Source organism: Actinokineospora globicatena, from assembly GCF_024171945.1.
In the GTDB taxonomy this organism is placed as follows: Bacteria; Actinomycetota; Actinomycetes; order Mycobacteriales; family Pseudonocardiaceae; genus Actinokineospora; species Actinokineospora globicatena.
Genome location: NZ_JAMTCR010000003.1, coordinates 145,434 through 164,914 on the forward strand (window position 1 = coordinate 145,434; position 19,481 = coordinate 164,914).

15 protein-coding genes are annotated in these 19,481 nt (G+C 71.2%); 9 read left to right on the plus strand and 6 right to left on the minus strand.

Annotated features, from left to right (window positions below):
* The first annotated feature begins 86 nt into the window (after positions 1–86).
* A complete protein-coding gene (locus LV79_RS14015; protein WP_253836347.1) occupies positions 87–557 on the plus strand; it encodes a GNAT family N-acetyltransferase in 471 nt (156 codons plus the stop codon).
* A gap of 74 nt (positions 558–631) precedes the next feature.
* Positions 632–1,426: a GNAT family N-acetyltransferase gene (locus LV79_RS14020; protein WP_253836349.1), complete on the plus strand. Its 795-nt coding sequence runs from the start codon at positions 632–634 to the stop codon at positions 1,424–1,426.
* A 44-nt stretch (positions 1,427–1,470) separates the two neighbouring features.
* On the opposite strand, the gene LV79_RS14025 is transcribed toward LV79_RS14020, so the two are convergent.
* On the minus strand, positions 1,471–1,716 hold the full coding sequence (locus LV79_RS14025; protein ID WP_253836351.1) for a hypothetical protein: 246 nt from the start codon (positions 1,714–1,716) through the stop codon (positions 1,471–1,473).
* A 467-nt stretch (positions 1,717–2,183) separates the two neighbouring features.
* On the opposite strand from LV79_RS14025, the gene LV79_RS14030 reads away from it, so the two are divergent.
* From LV79_RS14030 to LV79_RS14045, 4 genes are all read left to right on the plus strand, one after another.
* Positions 2,184–2,690, plus strand: a complete 507-nt coding sequence (locus tag LV79_RS14030) for a YlcI/YnfO family protein (RefSeq protein ID WP_253836353.1) — start codon at positions 2,184–2,186, stop codon at positions 2,688–2,690.
* Positions 2,691–2,784: 94 nt separating this feature from the next.
* Positions 2,785–3,636 (plus strand): DUF4097 family beta strand repeat-containing protein, encoded by an 852-nt coding sequence (locus LV79_RS14035; protein WP_253836355.1) that lies wholly within the window; start codon positions 2,785–2,787, stop codon positions 3,634–3,636.
* Between the two features lie 26 nt (positions 3,637–3,662).
* A complete protein-coding gene (locus tag LV79_RS14040; RefSeq protein WP_253836357.1) occupies positions 3,663–4,601 on the plus strand; it encodes an ATP-binding cassette domain-containing protein in 939 nt (312 codons plus the stop codon).
* Entirely contained in the window at positions 4,598–5,404 is an 807-nt protein-coding gene (locus LV79_RS14045; RefSeq protein WP_253836359.1) for an ABC transporter permease, read from the plus strand. The genes LV79_RS14040 and LV79_RS14045 overlap by 4 nt, the downstream gene beginning before the upstream one ends.
* Before the next feature lie 220 nt (positions 5,405–5,624).
* On the opposite strand, the gene LV79_RS14050 is transcribed toward LV79_RS14045, so the two are convergent.
* A complete protein-coding gene (locus tag LV79_RS14050; RefSeq protein ID WP_253836360.1) occupies positions 5,625–6,212 on the minus strand; it encodes an RICIN domain-containing protein in 588 nt (195 codons plus the stop codon).
* Between the two features lie 247 nt (positions 6,213–6,459).
* On the opposite strand from LV79_RS14050, the gene LV79_RS14055 reads away from it, so the two are divergent.
* From LV79_RS14055 to LV79_RS14065, 3 genes are read left to right on the plus strand one after another with little or no spacing between them, the layout of a single operon-like run.
* Positions 6,460–7,272, plus strand: a complete 813-nt coding sequence (locus tag LV79_RS14055; RefSeq protein WP_253836361.1) for a TIGR02569 family protein — start codon at positions 6,460–6,462, stop codon at positions 7,270–7,272.
* A complete protein-coding gene (locus tag LV79_RS14060) occupies positions 7,269–8,489 on the plus strand; it encodes an MFS transporter (RefSeq protein ID WP_253836362.1) in 1,221 nt (406 codons plus the stop codon). Before LV79_RS14055 ends, LV79_RS14060 begins: the two co-directional genes overlap by 4 nt.
* 44 nt (positions 8,490–8,533) lie before the next feature.
* The gene (locus LV79_RS14065) at positions 8,534–8,914 is read left to right on the plus strand and encodes a PRC-barrel domain-containing protein (protein WP_253836369.1); all 381 of its coding nucleotides are present in this window, start codon (positions 8,534–8,536) and stop codon (positions 8,912–8,914) included.
* On the opposite strand, the gene LV79_RS14070 is transcribed toward LV79_RS14065, so the two are convergent.
* The 4 genes from LV79_RS14070 to LV79_RS14085 are packed head-to-tail and all read right to left on the minus strand — an operon-like array spanning position 8,911 to position 19,481.
* Positions 8,911–9,195, minus strand: a complete 285-nt coding sequence (locus LV79_RS14070) for a hypothetical protein (protein WP_253836371.1) — start codon at positions 9,193–9,195, stop codon at positions 8,911–8,913. The two genes, LV79_RS14065 and LV79_RS14070, sit on opposite strands and share 4 nt — an antisense overlap.
* Positions 9,188–9,514, minus strand: a complete 327-nt coding sequence (locus LV79_RS14075; RefSeq protein ID WP_253836373.1) for a DUF3253 domain-containing protein — start codon at positions 9,512–9,514, stop codon at positions 9,188–9,190. Before LV79_RS14075 ends, LV79_RS14070 begins: the two co-directional genes overlap by 8 nt.
* 42 nt (positions 9,515–9,556) lie before the next feature.
* Entirely contained in the window at positions 9,557–18,226 is an 8,670-nt protein-coding gene (locus LV79_RS14080; protein WP_253836375.1) for a type I polyketide synthase, read from the minus strand.
* Between the two features lie 22 nt (positions 18,227–18,248).
* Positions 18,249–19,481 (minus strand): MFS transporter, encoded by a 1,233-nt coding sequence (locus LV79_RS14085; RefSeq protein WP_253836377.1) that lies wholly within the window; start codon positions 19,479–19,481, stop codon positions 18,249–18,251.

Genomic DNA, 19,481 nt, shown 5'->3' on the forward strand with positions numbered 1-19,481 from the left:
GGCGGGTTCTTGTGCCGCCGGGCGCCCGGCACTACGATACCTGGGCCGTCCACATCGGATCCGAGCCGCGGTGCCATGATGTCGGGGTGGGCATCGAGTTCGTGCGGCTGCCGGGGATCGACCCGGCCGACCTCATCGCGCTGTGGGACGACCCGGCGGTGCGCAAGCACCTGCCGCTGGCCTCGGGCCGGTTCGACGAGGCCGCGTGCGCGGGCTTCGTCGCAGCCAAGGAGCAGATCTGGGCCGAACACGGGTACGGCCCGTGGGCCTTCGTCGCCGACGGCGAGTTCGTCGGCTGGGGCGGCCCGCAGCCCGAGGGTGACGACGTCGACATCGCCCTCGTCCTGCACAAGCGCGCCTGGGGGCTGGGCAGGGCGATCTACGACGAGGTGGCCCGCCGGGTCTTCGCCGACCCCGCCCCCGACTCGGTGACCGTCCTGCTCCCGCCCAGCCGCCGCCAGGCCCACGCCCTGCGTCGCCTCGGCCTCACCCCCGACGGGGACACGACGATCGACGGTCACGTCTTCCTGCGCTTCCGCCTGCGCGCGCCGCGTTAGTCCACTCGCGGCGGTCCACGAGCGAGCCACCTGGCCCGCACCGATAGGGTCGCGGGAACTGAGGGAGCTGACTGGTGTCTGTTGCGGAAGTCGCGGTGCTCGCGGCCGGGCCTGACCGGTGGAACATCCTGCTCGTCGAGCGGGGTGCGGGGCGCTGGGCGCTACCGGTGGGGATGGTCCGCGGCCGGGGGACGGTGGTGCGCGACGTCGCCGAGCAGACCGGCCTGGAGCTCACCGGCGCTGACCTGCGGCAAGTGCCCTGCCGGGCCGGGGTCGTGCACGCGGGGCTGCTGCCCGAGCTGATCCCCGTCGGCGGCGGCGTGCGGGCGGCCCGCTGGTGGCCGTTGGCCCAGGCGCAGGACCTGGCACCCGACCACGCCGCGGTGTTGCGCGTGGTCGCTGACCTGGTCCCCAAGTCGGTCACCGAGGCGGCGCGCCTGCGGCAGCCGGTCCTGGCGGACGCGACGGCGATCGTGGAGCTGCACCAGCGCACGGTGGACTCGGCCGGATCGCGCGATGACGACCTCACCGATGTCGCCCGGTACTACCTCGACGCGGGCGGGGACTTCGTCGTCGGCTCGCTGGGGGGCTTCGTGCTCGCCATGGGCGGCCTGCGCCGGACCGTGGACGGCGCGGCCGAGGTCAGGCGGATGGGGGTGCACCCCCGGTGGCGGCGGCGCGGCCTCGGCCGCCGGGTGCTCGAGCACCTGGAGCACCGCGCTTCCGCGCTCGGGCTCACCCGGCTGGTGCTCGACACCAGGGCGGACCAGGCCGCCGCGATCTCGCTGTACCGCCGCAGCGGGTTCACCGTCACCGGCGAGGCCCTGGTCGCGGGCGTCCCCTCGGTGCTGTTCGAGAAGCGCCTCTGACCCCCGCGCCACCGCCGGGGCACCCCTGGCGGTGGCGCCGGTGCTCAGCTGTCGAGCCAGGCCGAGTGGTAGTAGTAGCCGTCGGCCTCCTGCGGGCAGGTGGTGCCGCCCTGCGGGACGACGAGGTAGGTGCCCTGTTCCTCGGTCCAGGTCTTGCTCGCCATGCAGTCGCAGTTGGTCGCGAACGGGCCGATCCGGTCGAAGCGGATCGCGTGCGCGGTGCCGGGCAGCAGCATCGCGGCCAGTGCGGCGGCGGCGAGGGCGGCGGCTGTGCGGGCGCGTCTGGTCACGGTCGAGCTCCCGTCATCCTGTGGTCAGGTGATCCGACCCTACGGCGGCGCGGATCGGCCGGGATAGGTCCGGACGGGTTCGGCGGCCGTCTATCCACAGTGGACTCCATCAGCTGATCAGCTTGATATGCCGTCGATTCCGCGATTCGTGCGACGAGGTCGAGGTAGTCGGCTCCGCGGCGGCCCGCGTGCGGCCGGGTGGCGATCACAGCGCGACGCGGGCTTTAGCGGAGCGCGCGCACGTGTCGTACCGGGACCCCGGCTGCGGAAAGTGCCCGGCTCGGTCAGTCGCTGGCGCCGCCGTGTGTTCGCTTACTGTCGCCGCAGCGCTACCTGAGGTGAGTTCGAACTGTCCTCTAGCCTCTGACCTGCACGTTCCCGCGCCGTGTGCCATCTGGTGCCATTTTTGGCACCTAGTTGAGCCAAGACTCTTGGCGTGTGTGCCACACGTGTGCCATAATGGTGCCATGGATCTGACCACGTACGTGACGAAGCTCGGGCAGGAGTTCGCCACCCTGGCCGAGGCGGGCGGCGACGAGGCGCGCGCGCTGGTCGAGCGGCTGACCGGACCGCTGGAGTCGGCGATCCGGATGACGCTGCTGGAGGCGCTGTCGGCCGCGGCCGACGAGATCACCAGCGATCTGGCACCCGGGTCGGTGGAGCTGCGGTTGCGCGGACGCGACCCGGGCTTCGTCGTGCACACGCCGTCGGAGGAGCCGGTGCGCGAGACCGCCGAGGCGGGCGTGGAGGACCGCGCGCTGTTCGCCGAGGACGGCCCGAGCGCGCGGATCAACGTGCGCCTGCCGGAGCAGCTCAAGACCGCGATCGAGGAGGCCGCCGCCACCGAGGGGCGCTCGGTCAACGCCTGGCTGGTCCGGGCCGCCTCGGCGGCGCTGCGCCAGCCCGAGCGCGAGCAGCGCCCGGAGCCCAGCGGCAAGCGCGGCAGCCAGCAGCTGACCGGCTGGGTCCACTAGCCACACCACCCACCTAGCCACACCGCACGTCTAGCCACACCACACGTCCCCGACCTGCGGGGACGCCACCAGGACACACCACGAGGGGACAGCCATGCCCATTTTCGAGACACCGGAACCGATCTCCGTCACCGTCGAGCTCGGCGTCGTCGGCGAGGTGCGGATCACCGCGGGCGACCGGGCCGACACCGTCGTCGAGGTGCGCCCGACCGACGACTCGGACGCTTCCGACGTGAAGGCCGCCGAGCAGGTCCGCGCCGAGTACGCCAACGGCACCCTGCTGGTCAAGGGGCCCAAGGCGCGCGCCTTCGACTTCTCCCGCAAGACCAGGTCGGTCGACGTCACCATCGAGCTGCCGCACGGCTCGCGGGTGTCCGGCCAGGTGCAGCTCGGCGACTTCCGCACCCTCGGCAGGCTGGGGGAGTGCCGGTTCAAGACCGCCATGGGCAACCTCCACCTGGAGTGGACCGGGCCGCTGCGCGCGGACACCGGTGCCGGTCACGTCGTCGCGGACCGGGTCACCGGCAACGCCGAGGTCCACACCGGGTCCGGGAAGATCACGCTGGGCGCCGTCGACGGCACCGCCTCGGTCAAGAACTCCAACGGGGACGTCGAGATCGACGCGGTCGGGGGTGACCTGCGGGTGCGCTCGGCCAACGGCGCCATCTCCGTCGACCGGGCGGGCGCCGGGGTCGACGCGAAGACGGCCAACGGCGGCGTGCGCGTCGGCGAGGTCGCCCGCGGCTCCACCGTGCTCGCCACCTCCCTCGGCGACCTGGAGATCGGCATCGCCCAGGGCACGGCCGCCTGGCTCGACGCCGACACCAAGTTCGGCCACGTGCGCAACCTGCTCACCGGCTCCGACCGCAAGCCCGCGGAGACCAGCGAGACCGTGGAGGTCCGCGCCCACACCTCGTGCGGCGACATCACCGTCCGCCGTTCCTGACCCGCACCCCTGGAGGGCGAACAACCATGACCACCTCAGCCATCTCGGCGACCGGGCTGCGCAAGTCGTTCGGCGACAAGGTCGTCCTCGACGGACTCGACCTGGATGTCCCGACCGGCACCGTCTTCTCGTTGCTCGGCGCGAACGGCGCGGGCAAGACCACCACGGTCAAGATCCTGTCCACTTTGATCAGCGCGGACGGCGGCGGTGCCCGCGTCGCCGGGTACGACGTGACGACCGAGGCCGACGCCGTCCGGGCCGCGATCGGTGTCACGGGCCAGTTCTCGGCCGTCGACTCCCTGCTCACCGGCGCGGAGAACCTGCGCCTGATGGCCGACCTGCACCACCTCGGCCGCGCGGACGGCCGCCGCCGCGTCACCGACCTGCTCGACCGGTTCGACCTGGCCGACGCCGCGGCCAAGCCCGCCTCGACCTACTCCGGGGGCATGCGGCGGCGGCTCGACCTCGCGATGACCTTGATCGGCGACCCCCGGGTGATCTTCCTGGACGAGCCGACCACCGGGCTCGACCCGCGCAGCCGCCGCGGCATGTGGGCGATCGTCCGCGAGCTGGTCGCCGACGGGGTGACCATCTTCCTCACCACGCAGTACCTGGAAGAGGCCGACGAGCTCGCCGACAGGATCGCGGTGCTCGACCACGGCAGGCTGGTCGCGGAGGGCACGGCGGCCGAGCTCAAGCGCCGGATCCCCGGCGGCCACGTGCTGCTGCGCTTCGCCGACCAAGCCGCGCTCGACCACGCCGCCCGAGAACTGGGCGAGGTGTCTCGCGATGCCGACGCGCTCGCCCTGCGGGTGCCCAGCGACGGCGGCGTCGGCGCGCTGCGGGACCTGCTCAACCGGCTCGACGACCGCGCCATCACGGTCAGCGAGCTGTCCGTCCACACCCCAGACCTCGACGACGTCTTCCTCGCCCTCACCGGAAACGAGAAGGTGACCACGCCATGACCACGGCCCCGCAAGCCCTCCGGTTCTACCCGCTGCGCGACTCGGTGACGATGCTGCGCCGCAACCTCAAGCACATGCTGCGCTACCCATCGATGACGGTCACCCTCATCGCGATGCCGATCGTGTTCCTGCTGCTGTTCGTCTACGTGTTCGGCGGCACCCTCGGCGCGGGCCTCGGCGGGCCGTCCGGCGGGCGGGCGGAGTACGTCAACTACGTCACCCCCGCGATCATCCTGATGACGGTGACGGCCACCATCCAGGGCACCGCCATCTCGGTCGCCATGGACATGGCCGAGGGCGTCATCGCCCGGTTCCGCACCATGCACATCGCCCGCGTCTCGGTGCTGACCGGGCACGTCATCGGCAGCGTGATCCAGGCCGTGATCAGCCTCACGGTGGTGATCGGCGTCGCCCTGCTGGTCGGCTTCCGCCCGGCCGCCGGTGCCGGTCAGTGGTTGGCCACCGCCGGGTTCCTGATCGTGGTGACCTTCGCCCTGGTCTGGCTCGCGGTCGCCCTCGGCCAGGTCAGCAAGAGCGTCGAGACGGCGAGCAACCTGCCGATGCCCCTGGTCCTGCTCCCCTTCCTCGGCAGCGGCTTCGTCCCCACCGACTCCATGCCCACGGTCCTGCGCTGGTTCGCCGACTACCAGCCCTTCACCCCCATCATCGAGACCCTGCGCGGCCTGCTGATGGACCGCCCCCTCGGCAACCACGCCTGGCTCGCCCTCGCCTGGTCCGCCGCCATCGCCCTCACCGGCTACCTCTGGTCCAAGCGCCTGTTCACCCGCGAACTCGCGGCCTGACACCCCGCTCGCCCCGACCCGCGCCTCGCGGGTCGTCGGCGTTTGCCGCCCTCTCCGGTGAGCGCCACCGTTGCTCGCTCATCGTCGATTCCGGGTATGCCAGGTGAAATGTTTGTGTTCATTTCGTGTGGGGACTTGCGTGGTCGAATGATGAATCGAGACCGGCCCCGAGGGGACCGGCCTCGATTGGATTACCTGAGCGCTGGTTTTGAGACGTCCCCTAGACGATCTCGATCACCCACCACTGCTGCGACTGGAAGTTCTTGGCCCACAGCTGTGCCTTGGCCCCGTTGCCCGCCTGGGTGATGTCGCGGTCGAGGACGGTGTTGCGGTTGTTGTAGAACCGCCCGTTGTAGATGGCCTGGTCACCCGAGTACTGGTACCAGTCCTGCTGCGTGGTGTTGTTGCAGTCCCACAGCTGCAGCTTGGTGCCGTTGGCGCCGCCGCCGTTGAGGTCGGCGTCCAGGCACCGGCCGAACCTGAGGTTCGTGAAGTCGTTGTAGCTCGAGTAGAGGATCCACGTCTGCTGGGTGCTGCCGTTGCAGTCCCACAGCTGCACCTTCGTGCCGTTGCCACCCGCTGTGGCGTCGGCGTCGAGGCACTGGTTGCCGTTGCCGTAGAGGCTGCGGATCCGGACGTGGTAGACCGCCGCGGGCCCGGCGGCGGCCAGGGTGGCCGCGGTGATAGCCGTGCCCGGCGGCAGGGGGCTGGGCGGCGTGGCCGCCGCTGACGCGCCTGCGGGCAGGAGTGCGAGCAGCGACAGCGCCGCCGCGGCCCCGGCGATGATGGTTTTCAGCGTTCTTTTCATGAACTCCCCAGTTCATTTCCTGGTCGCGAACGCGACAAAGAGATCCGCGTGCCCCGCGACCATTTCCGGTGCCGAGCGGGCTCGCTCGTCCTGGGAAGCGTAAGCGGCGAAGCGAGGGTCGATCAATCGTCTCCGGTGGCGGCCGTCGGATATTGCCGGTCGTGGCCCGGAAAGTCCGAAGTAAAGCGGCCATGGCCTGGATGGTGGTATGTGAAATTCAGGTGATGGCCACGCTACGATCGGGCACATGGGGTTGAGCGGGCGTCCTGCTGAGCACGTGCTGGAAGCGTTCGGGGTCGCGGGGGAGGTTGTGTGGTTGCCCGGCGGGCAGGCGTGGCGGGCTGGGCGGGTGGTGGTCAAGTCGGTGGGGGATCTGGCGGAGACGGTGTGGCGGGCCGGGGTGCTCGATGGGCTGGCGGGCGCCGGGGTCCGGGTGGCGCGGCCGGTGCGGGCGACGAGCGGGGAGTGGGTCGTCGAGGGGTGGGAGGCCAGTGAGTTCGTCGAAGGGGCGGCGGACGTCCGGCGGGCCGATGACGAGGTGCGGGCGGGGATCGCGTTCCACGCGGCCGTCGCGGGACTGGACAGGCCGGGGTTCCTTGACCGCAGGGATGGGGCGTACGTCGTAGCGGACCGGGTCGCCTGGGGCGAGGTGCCGGTCGCGGCCTCGGAGGTGGCGGCGGAATTGTTGGGGCCGTTGCTGGAGGTGTGGCGGCCGGTCGAGATGGTGTCGCAGGTGGTGCACGGGGACTTGCCCGGCAACGTGCTGTTCGCCGAGGGACAGGCCCCCGCGGTGATTGACTGGGCGGTGTACTGGCGGCCTGCCGAGTGGGCCGCGGCGGTTGTGGTGGCGGACGCGTTGTGCTGGTACGGCGGCGAACCAGCGCTGATCGAGCGGTGGGCGCATCTGTCCTCTTGGGACCAGATGTTGGTGCGCGCGTTGATCTACCGGATCGTCATCCACGACGAGTTGTTCGGTGCGGCCGGGTGGACGCCGGATCACGTCGACGCGTACCGGCTCGTCGTCGAGCTCGTGGTGGCGTTCCACAAGACCGCGGCGTGAGCGGTGCGCTCTGGCAGGACCGGGACTTCGCCCTGCTGTGGGCCGGTCAGACCGTCAGCGACCTCGGTTCGGCCACCACGCTCCTGATCTTGCCGCTGATCGCCGTCACCACGCTCGACGCGTCCACCACCGAGGTCGGGCTGCTCAGTGCCGCCGCGACGGTGGCCTGGTTCCTCGTGCCGCTGCCCGCGGGGGCCGTTATCGACCGGGTCGCGAAGCGGCGGCTCATGGTGGTGTGCGACGTGGTCCGGTGCGTGGTCGCCGCGGCTGTTCCCCTTGCGGCTGCCTTCGGTGCGGCGCGGATCGAACACCTCGTGGTGGCGGCGTTCCTGCTCGGCACGTTCACCGTCCTGTTCGAGGTGTCCTGGCAGAGTTATGTTCCCGAACTGCTCCCACCGGATCGGCTGACGGAAGGCAACAGCCGCATCGCCACCACCAACGCCGTCGCCACCGTTCTCGGTCCGAGCCTCGCCGGGCTGGCCGTCCTGCTCATGCCCGCCCCGGACGTGCTCCTGATCGACGCCGCGTCCTTCGCTGCCAGCGCCGGGACCCTCCTGCTCATCCGCGCCCGGGACCGTCGGAGCCCACCAGCCACGCTCCCCATCCGGGAGCACCTCCTGGGCGGCCTGCGCTTCGCCTGGAACCACCCGGTGCTGCGCCGCGTGGTCGCGTGCAGTGCCACGGCCAACTTCTTCGACGCCATCACCACCACGCTCGTCGTCGTGTTCCTCGTGCGGGACCTCGGCGCCTCCAGCGCCACGGCGGGCATCGTGCTCGGCATCGGCGGTGCTGGGGGAGTGGTCGGTGGGCTGCTCGTGCGGTCACTGGCGTCGCGCTTGGGCGAGGCTCGCATGCTGTGGCTGGGGAAGTTGTCCGTCGGTGGCCTGACCGTGCTGATCCCGGCGTCCGCCAGCGTGTGGATGGTCTCCGCCGGACTCTTCGCCAACAGCTTCAGCGTGGTCCTCTACAACATCCTGCAGATCACCTACCGCCAAGCCGTGTGCCCACCCGAGCTGCGCGGCCGGATGAACGCCGCCGTCCGCTGGACCATCCGCAGCGTCATCCCCCTCGGCGCCATCCTCGCAGGCCTCCTCGGCGACGCGGTGGGCCTCCGCCCCGTCCTCCTCATCTCCGCCCTAGGCGCCTGGCTAGCCGTCGGCTGGGTCGTCTTCTCCCCGCTGCGCCACCTGCGCGACCTCCCGCTCACCTCGCGTTGACCCTCGGAACTCACCCACGGCGGTCGTGTTTCGGGTGGGGGAGGGTGACCGGTGCTGGGGCGGGGTACTCCTGGGGCATGTTCCCCGTGGAGAACCTGCGTGACTGGGCCGGGCTGGATGTGATCGACCCCGAGTCGAAGAAGATCGGGACGCTTGAGGCGGTGTATGTGGACACGCTCAGTGATGAGCCCGCGTTCGTGACGGTGCAGTTCGGGCTGGTCACCCGGCACCTGGCGTTCGTGCCGGTGGGTGGGGCGACGGTGACGCCGAAGGCCGTGCGGGTGCGGTACGGGAAGGACCTGGTGCGGGACGCGCCGCAGATCCCGGTGGATGGGGAGCTGGCGGCGGCCGACGAGCCGAAGCTGTTCGCGCACTACCACCTGGACTACGGCGAGCGCCCCGAGCGGCGCTTGGCCCGCCGTTAGGTCAGGCCGTGCTCCCAACGTTGGCGGCGTTCGGCCGCTGACTGCCCCCACCACGGGGTGCCACGCTCGCCCAGGGCAACCTTGGCGGCGTGGACCCTCGCCCGGGCGTCTTCTTCTGCCGCCGGGTCCTGGGCGCGGTGAGCTGCGGCGATGTCTCGGCGGGCCTTCATCAGCAGGGCGCGCAACTGGGCAGCCGCCGACTCGGGGATGTCGGGGTCGGTGGCCCGCCAGCGGCGCCCGTTGACGATGATGTAGCGCCCGTCCGGGGTGTGCTCAGTCATCGGCGACCTGGATCCGGATCGGCCCGCGTAGCTGGGCATCAGGGTCGAGAACGCGCCCACGCTGGGTGAGGCGGACGGCGCCGGTCCGGGCGAGGTCGATGGCCAGCTCACGGGCTAGGGGCAACAGTGGGCGCCAGTCATCGGCCACCGCCCGCGCGGCGTCGGACGGGCACGTGCTGCTGCCGGCCCCCCGCGCGCTGGCCAACGCCAGAATCGCTGCCCGCAGACGCTCAGCATCAGACCCGTTCCCCAACGCGACTCGAGCCTGCTCCGTGCCAACCCGCCCCAACTCGCGGCGAGGCCCGGGATCTCCAGTCACCCAACCAGCGTCGCACCGGCGGACCAACTCAGCAACGCGGCGCTACTCCCACACGCTGGCCTCCGGGTCGGCCAGGCCGCGGGTCAGGAGTGCCACATAGCGTTCGACCCACCCGGACACTGTGGTGGCGTCGAAGAGGTCGGTTGAGTATTCGACGTAGAGGGATAGGCCTTCGGGGGTGATGGACAGGGCCCAGCCTTGTTCGGCGCGGGCGACTGGGAAGTCGATGTCCACGGCGTCGGCCGGGGGCATGCCGGGGAGATCCAGTGTTGGTAGGGCACCTGCGGAGAGGCCGAAGAGGACTCGGGGTGGGGTGCCGTCGAACGGGGATCCGGCGGAGGCGTTCAGCAGGGCGGTGGGTATGGACTGGACCTCCAGCCGTTCCCACAACGCGGTGGTGGCGCGGGTGATGAGGTCGGCGAAGCTGGTGGCACCGGCGACCTGGACCAGGAGCCACGACGTGTGGGTGAACACGCCGACGACGTTCTCGAAGCGCTCCAGGGGGCGGTTCGCGGCGCTGGTCTGGGGGGCGATCACGTCAGCGCCGGTCAGTTCGTGGCCCAGTGCGGCGAAGGCGGCCAGCAGCACGGCGAACGGTGTCGTGTTGTGGGCGGAAGCGACAGCCGTGACCTGATCGACCACGGCCGTGGGCAGCAAAGCGGTAGCCGACGCCCCCACCCCCGTGAGCCCCGCACCACGCGGACGATCCGTCGGCAGCAGCAGCGGCCCGGCCTTGGTCTCCCGGACCCGGGTCACCCACGACGTCACCAGCGAGCGCGTGGACTCGGCGGCGAGGTACTCCAGCTCCCAGTTCGTGAAGTCCAAGTAGTCGGTCGCCAGCTCAGGCAGCGCCTCGCCCCGGTAGAGCGCCCCGAGGTCGCTGATCATGACCCCCAAGGACCACCCGTCGCTGAACGAGTGGTGCATGGACCACAGCAGCTCGGACCGGTCCGGGGCGATGGTGAAGAGAACCGGGCGGAACGCGGCCTCGGCATCGAGGTCGAACGGCCGCCCCGCCCACTCCAGCACGGCATCGTCCAATTCGGACAGAGCAACCGGCACGACAGGCATCGTCACCGGCCGCGCCGCCAGCACCTCCTGCCGCAACGAGTCGCCCTCAAGCCGGTACCGGGTGCGCAGAGCGGGGTGCCGGGACACCAATGCGGTCAACGCGCCCACCAGTGCTTCCCGGTCCACCTCGCCCCGCAACGTGAACCGCGTCGCGATGGTCAGCACGTTCGGAACGGAACTGGCCCGCGTCAACCGATACCCATGCCGCTGCCCCGTGCTCGCGGGCCCGGTGCGCTCCACCGCGACCGGAGGCGCCAGCAACGCCGCAAGCCCTCGGATGGTCGGTGTCCGCAAGAAGTCCAACACCCCGAGCGCCGGTCCGAACTCGGCGCGCAGCCGGTTGACCATCCGCATCGCGGCGAGGGAGTGGCCGCCGAGTTCGAAGAACGTGGCCGTCACGCTTGCTGACGACAGGCCCAACTCGGCGCACCACACGTCGTGCAGCCGTTGCTCGACCTCGCTTGCGGGCGCGGCTGTCTCGGGTGTCGCGGAGATCGCGGGCAGTGCGGATCGGTTGAGCTTGCCGCTGGCGGTCAACGGCAACGCGGGCAACACCATCCACGACGACGGCACCATGTACTCCGGCACCCGGGTCGCCAGCGCAGAACGCAACGATGCGACAGGCTCCGCCGTCACGACATACGCAGCCAACGAGATGTCATCGAGCACCCGAACCGCCGCCTCGCGCACGCCCGGCAAGGCCCGCAGTTGGTGCTCGACCTCCCCTGGCTCCACCCGGTATCCCCGGATCTGCACCTGCGCGTCGTTGCGGTGCAGGAAGTCCAGCTCCCCATCCGACCGCCAGCGCACGACATCGCCGGTCCGGTAGAGCCGTCCGTGCGTGGGGTGGTCGATGAATCGAGCCGCCGTCTGCTCAGCCGAGAGATACCCACGCCCCAGCTGCGCCCCACCGATGTACAGCTCCCCGGCGACCCCAGCGGGAACCTGCCGACCGGCCGCGTCAAGCACCCGTAGCCACATCCCCGGCACCGGCCTGCCAATGGACGGCGGCCCGTCACCGGACGCGGACACCTGGGTCCACGTCGTGATCACGGCGGTTTCGGTTGGCCCGTAGATGTTCCACACCGTGAACGGCACGGACGCCGCCGGACGTCGCCGAAGCCGGTCGCCACCGATGAGCAGGTGCCGCAGCGACGGCGGCCACTCCAGCTCCAGCAGGAGTTCCCCGATCGGGGTCGGCGCGATCGTCACCGTGATCCCGCTGCTCACCAACCAATCGCGCAGCCCAACAGCATCCAGACGCAACTCCGGCGGAACGACGTGCAGCGCGGCGCCGGTCCGGAGCGCGGGCCACACCTCGGTGATCGACAGGTCGAACCCAGGCGCGCAGAACCACGACAGCCGGTCGGCGGACGTGATCTCCAAGTCTCGGCAATACCAGTCGAGCGTGTTGGAGATCGCCCGGTGCTCGATGACGCATCCCTTGGGCGCGCCGGTCGACCCGGAGGTGAACAGCATGTAGGCGACCTCGTCCGGCGAGGTCAGCACAACCTCGTCTGTGCGCTCGTCGGGCAGGTCGTCTATGAACACCATCGGAATCCCGTCGGGCACCGTGGCCGCGAGCGCCTTGCGCGTCACCACCGCGGCGACCCCGGACTCGGCGATCATCAACGCCATCCGTGCGGCCGGCTGAGCTGGGTCGATCGGCACGAACGCTCGTCCGGCTCGTGCCACGCCGAGTTGTGCGGCGACAGCGTCACCACTGCGTGGCAGGTGGATGCCGATCGCCTCGGGTCCGACCCCCACAGCCGCCGTGATGGCCGCTGCCTTGGCGAACAGCTCCGCCCTGGTCATCTCCCCGGACTCGTCGACGACCGCCACGCCATCCGCTTCGGACACCTGGGCGTGGATGGCCGCAGGTGGACTGAGCCTAGGACCGCCGTCCTGCCAGGCCGCGAGCTCGCTCTCCTCGGTGCCCGTGAGGGTGATGAGGTCGCCGAGGACTCGCTCCGGGTCGGCGACTCCGGCCGTCAGCACCGAGAGGAACGTCGACACCACGCGCTCCGCCGTCGCCGCGTCGAAGAGGTCGACGGAGTAGTTCAGCTTCCCGCGCAGGGAGTCGCCGAGGGTTGTCAGCAGCAGCGCCAGATCTGTGACGGTGCGATCGATCACCGCGTCGGTCAGGGTCGACTCGACGTCCGGGAGGTCCAATTGGAACGGTGCCTCGTTGTTGATCCGCACCAGCACGTCGAACAGCGGGTTGCGCAGCGGGTCCGACGGGCCGCCGAGCGCTCGCACGATGTCGGGCAGCGGCACCTCCTGGTGTTCCTGCGCGCCCAGCACCTGCTCGCGCACCGCCAGCACCAGGTCGGCGAACGTCGAGTCGTCGGGCGTCCGCAGTCGCAACGGCAAGGTGTGCACGAAGAACCCGACAGTGCGTTCGGTGCCGTCCGGCCGATGGGCGAGCGGGGTGCCCACCATGATGTCCGTCTGACCGCTGAGCTTGCGCAACGCCACCGCGAAGGCGGCGAGCACGACCATGAACGGCGTGGCCCGAATCCGCCTGGCCAGCTCGCGGACAGCCGCTGTGGTCGCGATGTCCAGGTCGACCTGGGTCGTCGCCCCACTGCCGGTGGGCTGCGCGGGCCTGGGCCGGTCGATCGGCAGTGCCAGTTCGGTCGGCGCGTCGGCGAGCAGGTCGGTCCAGTACGCCAGCGCCTCGCTCGACACCGGGGTCGACGGCCGCCGGGCGCCGGGTGCGGGCAGTTCCGGTGTGCCGCCCGCGAGCGCGGCCCGGTAGCAGGCCGCGATCTCCTCGGACAGGATCCCGGCGGACCACGTGTCGATGACCAGGTGGTGCATGCGCAGCACCAGCAGGTGGCGGCGGGCGCTCAACCGCACCAGCTTGGGCTCGAACAGCGGGCCCCGCGCGAGGTCGAAGGGTTCGGCGGTCTCGGCCGCGGCGATCCGCACCGCCGCCGCCCGCGGATCGGCACCGAGGTCGTCGACCACCGGCAGCTCGATGGCGCGCGACCTGGCCACGACCCGTCGCGGCTCGCCGTCGACCGCGCGGAAGACCGACCGCAGAGCCGGGTGCCGGGCCACGACCGCCGCCATGCTCGACCGCAGAGCGGGGACGTCCAGATCACCGTCGAGCCGCACGACGATCGTCTCGTTGTACGTCGGGCGGTTGGGGAAAGCCTGCTCCAGGTACCAGATCTGGCGCTCTGCCGTGGTCATCTCCTGGACCGCTGTCTCCTGAAGGGCGGTCTCGTGACCGGCTGCCTCTTGGACCGCCGTCTCCTGGAGCGCTGTCACGTCGTGGGGCTCGGGCCGGGCCTTGCCGGTGAACGCCGACCGCAGCTCGCTGATCACCGGGAGCGCGGCGGTGACCTGGTCCGGGGGTAGACCGAAGTCGACGAAGCAGGCGATCTCGTCGATCCCGAGGTCCGCCAACCGGCGCACGATCGGCTCGACGTCAGCGGGACTCCCGATCAGCGCCCGATCCGTGCAGTACCGGTCATAGGCGCGGGTCAGCAGGAAGTCGAGGTCGTCGGCGGGGGTGTTCTCCAGGTCGATGCTGAAACCGAGGCTGTTGGTCACCTGGCTGAACAGCGACAACGAGGACCGCAGGTAGTCGCAGAACGGCCCGAACGCCGCCGCCCTGGTCCGCGCGGTGTCGTCGCCGAGGTAGGTGTGCAGCAGGACGACGACCCGTCCGGCCGCGGGGTCCAGTCCGTGCTCGGCCCGGGTCTCGCGGTAGAGCGCGATGTTGGCGGCGAGCTGGTCGACGCTCTGCGACATCAGGTTCGTGATGACGCCGAGTCCACGCGCGGCGGCTTGGCGGTAGCTGTCGGGGCTGCTCAGGATCGCGGTGTAGAACTCGGGTTCCGACTGCACCGGTTGCGGGAAAAGCCGGATCTGCACCGGCTCGCCGTTGCCCGCGGGGCGCGTGATGGCCTCGCCCCGCCACAGCGCCTTGATCGTGTCGATGCCCTCGTACATCGCCTCGCGGTGCCGCCCGTAAACGCCCGGTGCCAGGACGAAATCCCTGGCGTGCCAACCACAGGCCACCCCCAGGGACACGCGTCCGCCGGACAGGTTGTCCACAACGGACCATTCCTCGGCCACCCGGATCGGGTCGTGCAACGGCAGCACCACGCTTCCCGAGTGGATCCGCACCCGCTCCGTCTGCGCCGCGATCGCCGCCGCGAGCACCGACGGGTTGGGGAAGACACCGCCGAAGGAGTCGAAGTGCCGCTCCGGCAACCACACGGCGTGCATCCCGCTCCGGTCCGCGAACCGCGCGGCGGCGAGGATCGCGGCGTACTTGTCCCCGGTGACCCCATGCGGGTAGTCGCCGAAGAAGTACAAACTGAACGCAGGCGTTGTCTGCTCCACCTCGACCGCGACAGGTTCGGCCAGCACCTGGGCCTGGACAACCGGCGTGAGGGGTGCGTGGATGACAGGGCTTGGTCGCGGCGTGCTGACCGGGGATGACGGTACTGCAACGGGTTCGGGAGCCTGCACGACCGGGGGCAACTGCGGTGCCGCAGGAGCGCGGGGTGTTCCGTTGAGGAGAGCGACTTGGTCGGCCATGATCTGGGCGAACTGACCCATCAGGGCGAGCTGGTCCCGGATGATGCCCTCGTGCCCAGGTGCTGCCGGTAGCGCGGCCGGCCTGGTCTCCTGCACGGGCGGGGCAGGCACCAGCGGCTGGGTCGGCGGGGCGGTGTGGATGGGCGGGACCAGGTGGGCGAGTGGCGCCGTCTGGTCGGGAGCGGGTGGAGTCGGGGTGGGGGCGATCAGGGCGTCTCGGTGGGTGGGGGACATGCGGGTGACGATCGCGGCGGTGAGGCGGTCGGGGGTGTCGGCGTCGGCGAAGAGGTCGCGCATGGGGATGCGGACGCCGAAGGCCGAGTGCAGGTCGCGCACCATGTTCACCATGAGCAGGGAGTCCGCGCCCATGTCGACGAACGCCACGTCCGCGCTGACCCGGTCCGGTTTGTCGCCCAGGTAGTGCGCGGCCAACTCCCGCACCTTGCGCCGCACGACCTCGCGGACCTGCACCTCGCCGTCCGAGAGCACCTCGCCGGCTGGGAGTGCGACGCCGTCCGGTGCGGTGGTGCCGTTCGGCATGGGGGTCTCCTCGGCGGCGGGCGTGGCCCAGTGGCGGACCAGGCGGAACGGGTAGGTGGGTAGGGGGACGCGCCGACCCGGGTGCAAGGCGGCCCAGTCGACCTCGACGCCGTGGCAGAACATCGACGCCAGGCCGGGGATGACACTGTCGGCGCTGCGGCGGGTAACGGGGAGCCAGGTCGTGGTGGGCCACGTGCGACCAAGAGCGCTGAGGGCGCCGGACGGGCCGAGTTCGACGTAGGTGCGAGCGCCGTCAGCCGCAAGACGGTCGACACAGGCGCGGTAATCGGCGGTCGATCGGGTCTGGGTGCGCACGTGCTCGGCGCCCAGCACGGTCCCAGGGGCCAGCGAGACACCGGCGCCGGTGACCAGCGGCAACCGCAAGGGTCGCCAGTCCAGTTGGGCCGCCTGCCGAGTCAGGTCGTCGAGCACGGGGTCGACCATGGACGTGTGGAACGCCCGGTCGCCAGGTAGGCGAGTCCAGTCGACGCCCTGGGCCGTCAGCATCGCCTCCGCTGCCTGAACAGCGTCGACAGGCCCGCCGAACACGGTGTGACCTGGCCCGTTGCGGACCGCCACCTCAAGCCCGGGCAGCGCGGCGACCTCGTCGAACACCGCCAGCAGCGCACCCGGGGCGACGTCCTGCAGCAACGCCCCACGCGCCCCGGCCAGCCGCATGGCGTCTTCCTCGGACAAGGCGCCCGCCACGCACAGGGCGGCGTACTCGCCCGCGCTGTGACCGACCACCAGGTCCGGCCGCACCCCGAGGTGGTCGAGCAACGCGACCTGGGCCAGCTGCAACGCCAGCAGCGCGGGTTGCAACGTGGCAGTGGTCCACTCGTGCGCATCGGCGAGCAACGGTGCGAGGATGTCGGTCCCCGAGGTGCGTTGATGCTGGTCAGCGCACCGCCGGAGCACCGCCGCCGCCACGGGGTGCACCATCAGGCTCCGCGCCGCACCGGTGCAGTCCAGGCCTTGCCCGGCGAACGCGAACACGACCGGCCCCACATGGCTGGCTACTCCCGCAACGGACCCGCCGGATCGCAACACCGCGCCGACGTCGTCGCCCCACGCCACGAGCCGGTGCCGATACCTGCGCCGACCGGCCCCGAGGGTCGTCACCACATCAGCCGGATGGGCGTCGACCACGGCGTCCGCCATCCGGTCGGCCAGTTGGGCCAGCGCCCCCTCGTCGTAGGCCGAGAGCGGCACCACCCAGGGCGTCGGCTCGCCGGGTTCAGGTGCGGGCGGTGCCTGTTCGAGGATCACGTGGGCGTTCGTGCCGCCAACCCCCAGCGCGGTCACCGCGGCCCGCCGCACCCCGGCCACCGGCCACGACTGAGCCTCGGTCGACACCACGAGCGGACCGCCACCGAGACCGAGCGCGGGGTTCGGCGCCCGGTAGTTCGCCTGCGGGGGAACGGTCCCATGCCCCAGCGCCAGCACGGCCTTGATCAACCCGGACATCCCGGCGCAGCTGTCCAAGTGCCCGATGTTGGCCTTCACCGACCCCAGCACCAAGGGATCGCGCCGGTCCCCGTAGACCGAGCGCAGCGCCTCGACCTCGATCGGATCACCCAGCGCGGTCCCGGTGCCGTGCGTCTCGATGTAGCCGACGCTGACCGGGTCGACGTCGGCGGCGGCGAGGGCGGCCCGCAGGACGTCGATCTGCCCGGTGAGCCCCGGTGCGGTGTAGCTCATCTTGGCGGAGCCGTCGTTGTTGATCGCCGAGCCGAGGATGACCGCGTGCACCGTGTCACCGTCGGCCAACGCGGCTTCCAGCGGTTTCAGCAGGACGGCCGCGACCCCGTTGCCGCCCACGGTCCCGTCCGCGTCCACGTCGAACGGCCTGCACTCGCCGCGGCGGGACAGGATGGAGCCGTCCTGGAAGCGGTACCCGGCGAGGCGGGGCACGTGCAGGGCCGCGGCGCCCGCGAGCGCCAGGTCCGCGTCCCCGGCGACCAGCGCGCTGATGGCGGTGTGGACGGCGACGAGCGAGGTCGAGCACGCGGCCCGCACGGACACCGCCGGACCGGTCAACCCCAACCGGTAGGAGACGCGCGACGGCAGGAAGTCCGGCTCGTTGCCAAGTGCCACCTGAAGTGCGGCCAGCTGGTCGTTGACGTCCGTGTCCCCGAGGCGCTCACGCAGGTAGGTCCGTAGCGAGTACAGCATCATGCCGCTGCCCGCGTACACGCCGACCCGCTCAGTGGCTCCGGTGTACCCGCCGTTCTCCAAGGCCTCGTGGCAGATCTGCAGGAACAGCCGCTGCTGCGGGTCGATCAGCGCCGCTTCCGCCGGGCTGACCCCGAACAGCGCCGCGTCGAACCCCGCGATGTCGTCGAGCGCCCCGGTCACCGGCACGAAGTCCGGGTGGTCCACAACGGACTCAGGCACCCCCTCGGCGATCAGCTCCGCCCGGGTGCACCGCTTCGCGCTGACCGTCCCGGACATCAGGTTCCGCCAGTACCGCGCGGGGCCATCCGCCCCGGGGAACCGCGCGGCCATCCCGATGATCGCGACTCGCCGATCTCGCCGCACCCGATCTCCTCCGGTCATCCGCTCAACCCCGCTCAGCCGTCACGGTCTCGGCCCCAGCCCGCCACCCGCCGCGCGCGAGGCGGGTGAGCAGGTAGACCAACGCCACCACGACCACGAACCCGTGCATCAGCCCGACGACCGTGAGCGGCCGCCAGAGGTCCAAGAGCCCACCCGCCACCAGGACACCGATCCCGAAGCCCGCGTTCTCGGCCATCGCGACCATGCCGAAGAACTGCCCGCGGGACGGCTCCGGCTCGGCCTGCACCCGGGTCGTGTAGCTGATCTCGGTGAACCCGTCGGCCAGGCCTGCCAACAGCAACACGAGCAGCACCAACGGGAACGCGCTGTCGGTGAACGCGGCGATGAACGCGGCCGACATCACCGCCGTCCCCACCACGAAACCCCACTCGCCCCGCCGGGGATCGCCCCGGTACACCCGCGACGCGACCTGGTGCGCGAGGAACAACCCGACCGCCCACGCCGCCCAGAACCAGCCGACGAACGCCGCCGGGTCGTCCGGGTGCGTCTGCGTCGCGTGCACCGGGACGCCGACCTGGTGCGACGCCGAGCCGAACGCGTCCACCACGCGGATCAGCACAATGGCCAGCACAGCGGGAGCCGCGGCCAGCGCGGTCACCGCCGCCCGCCCCGGGATCCCGCTCCTCTTCCCCGGTTCGCCACTGCGAGCCGGGAACCGCAACGGGCTGGTCAGCAGTACTGCCGCCGACACCACGAACGTCGCCGCGTCGATCAGGAACGCCACCTGGTAGCCGACCGCCGACACCAGCAGCGCGCCGCACGCGAACCCGACCGCCATCGAGATGGCCCGCCCGGTGACCAGAAGCCCGTTGGCGCGCAACCTGTTCTCGGGCCCGACCAGGTCAGGGACGCTGCTGCGCAACATGATCCCGCCGGTGGTGGTCAGCAACCCGATCGACACCGCGACCACCGGCAGCATGTGCACCCGCGAGTCCGCGGGCAGCATGGCGAACACCAGCAGCACCAGGGCCTGCACCAGGTCGCAGGTGATCATCACCGCCCGGCGCGGCAACCGGGCGGCCACCACCCCGCCGAACACGCCCGCCACGAACCCGCACGCCATCCGCACGACCAGGAACACCCCGGTCGCGAACGCGCTGCCGGTCGCCTCGTAGACGAACAGGTGCAGGGCGACCATGTTCAGGAAGCTGCCGAACGACGAGGTCGCGTTGCCCGCGATGAGCACCTGGAAGCGGCGCATGTCCGTGGTCGTCAT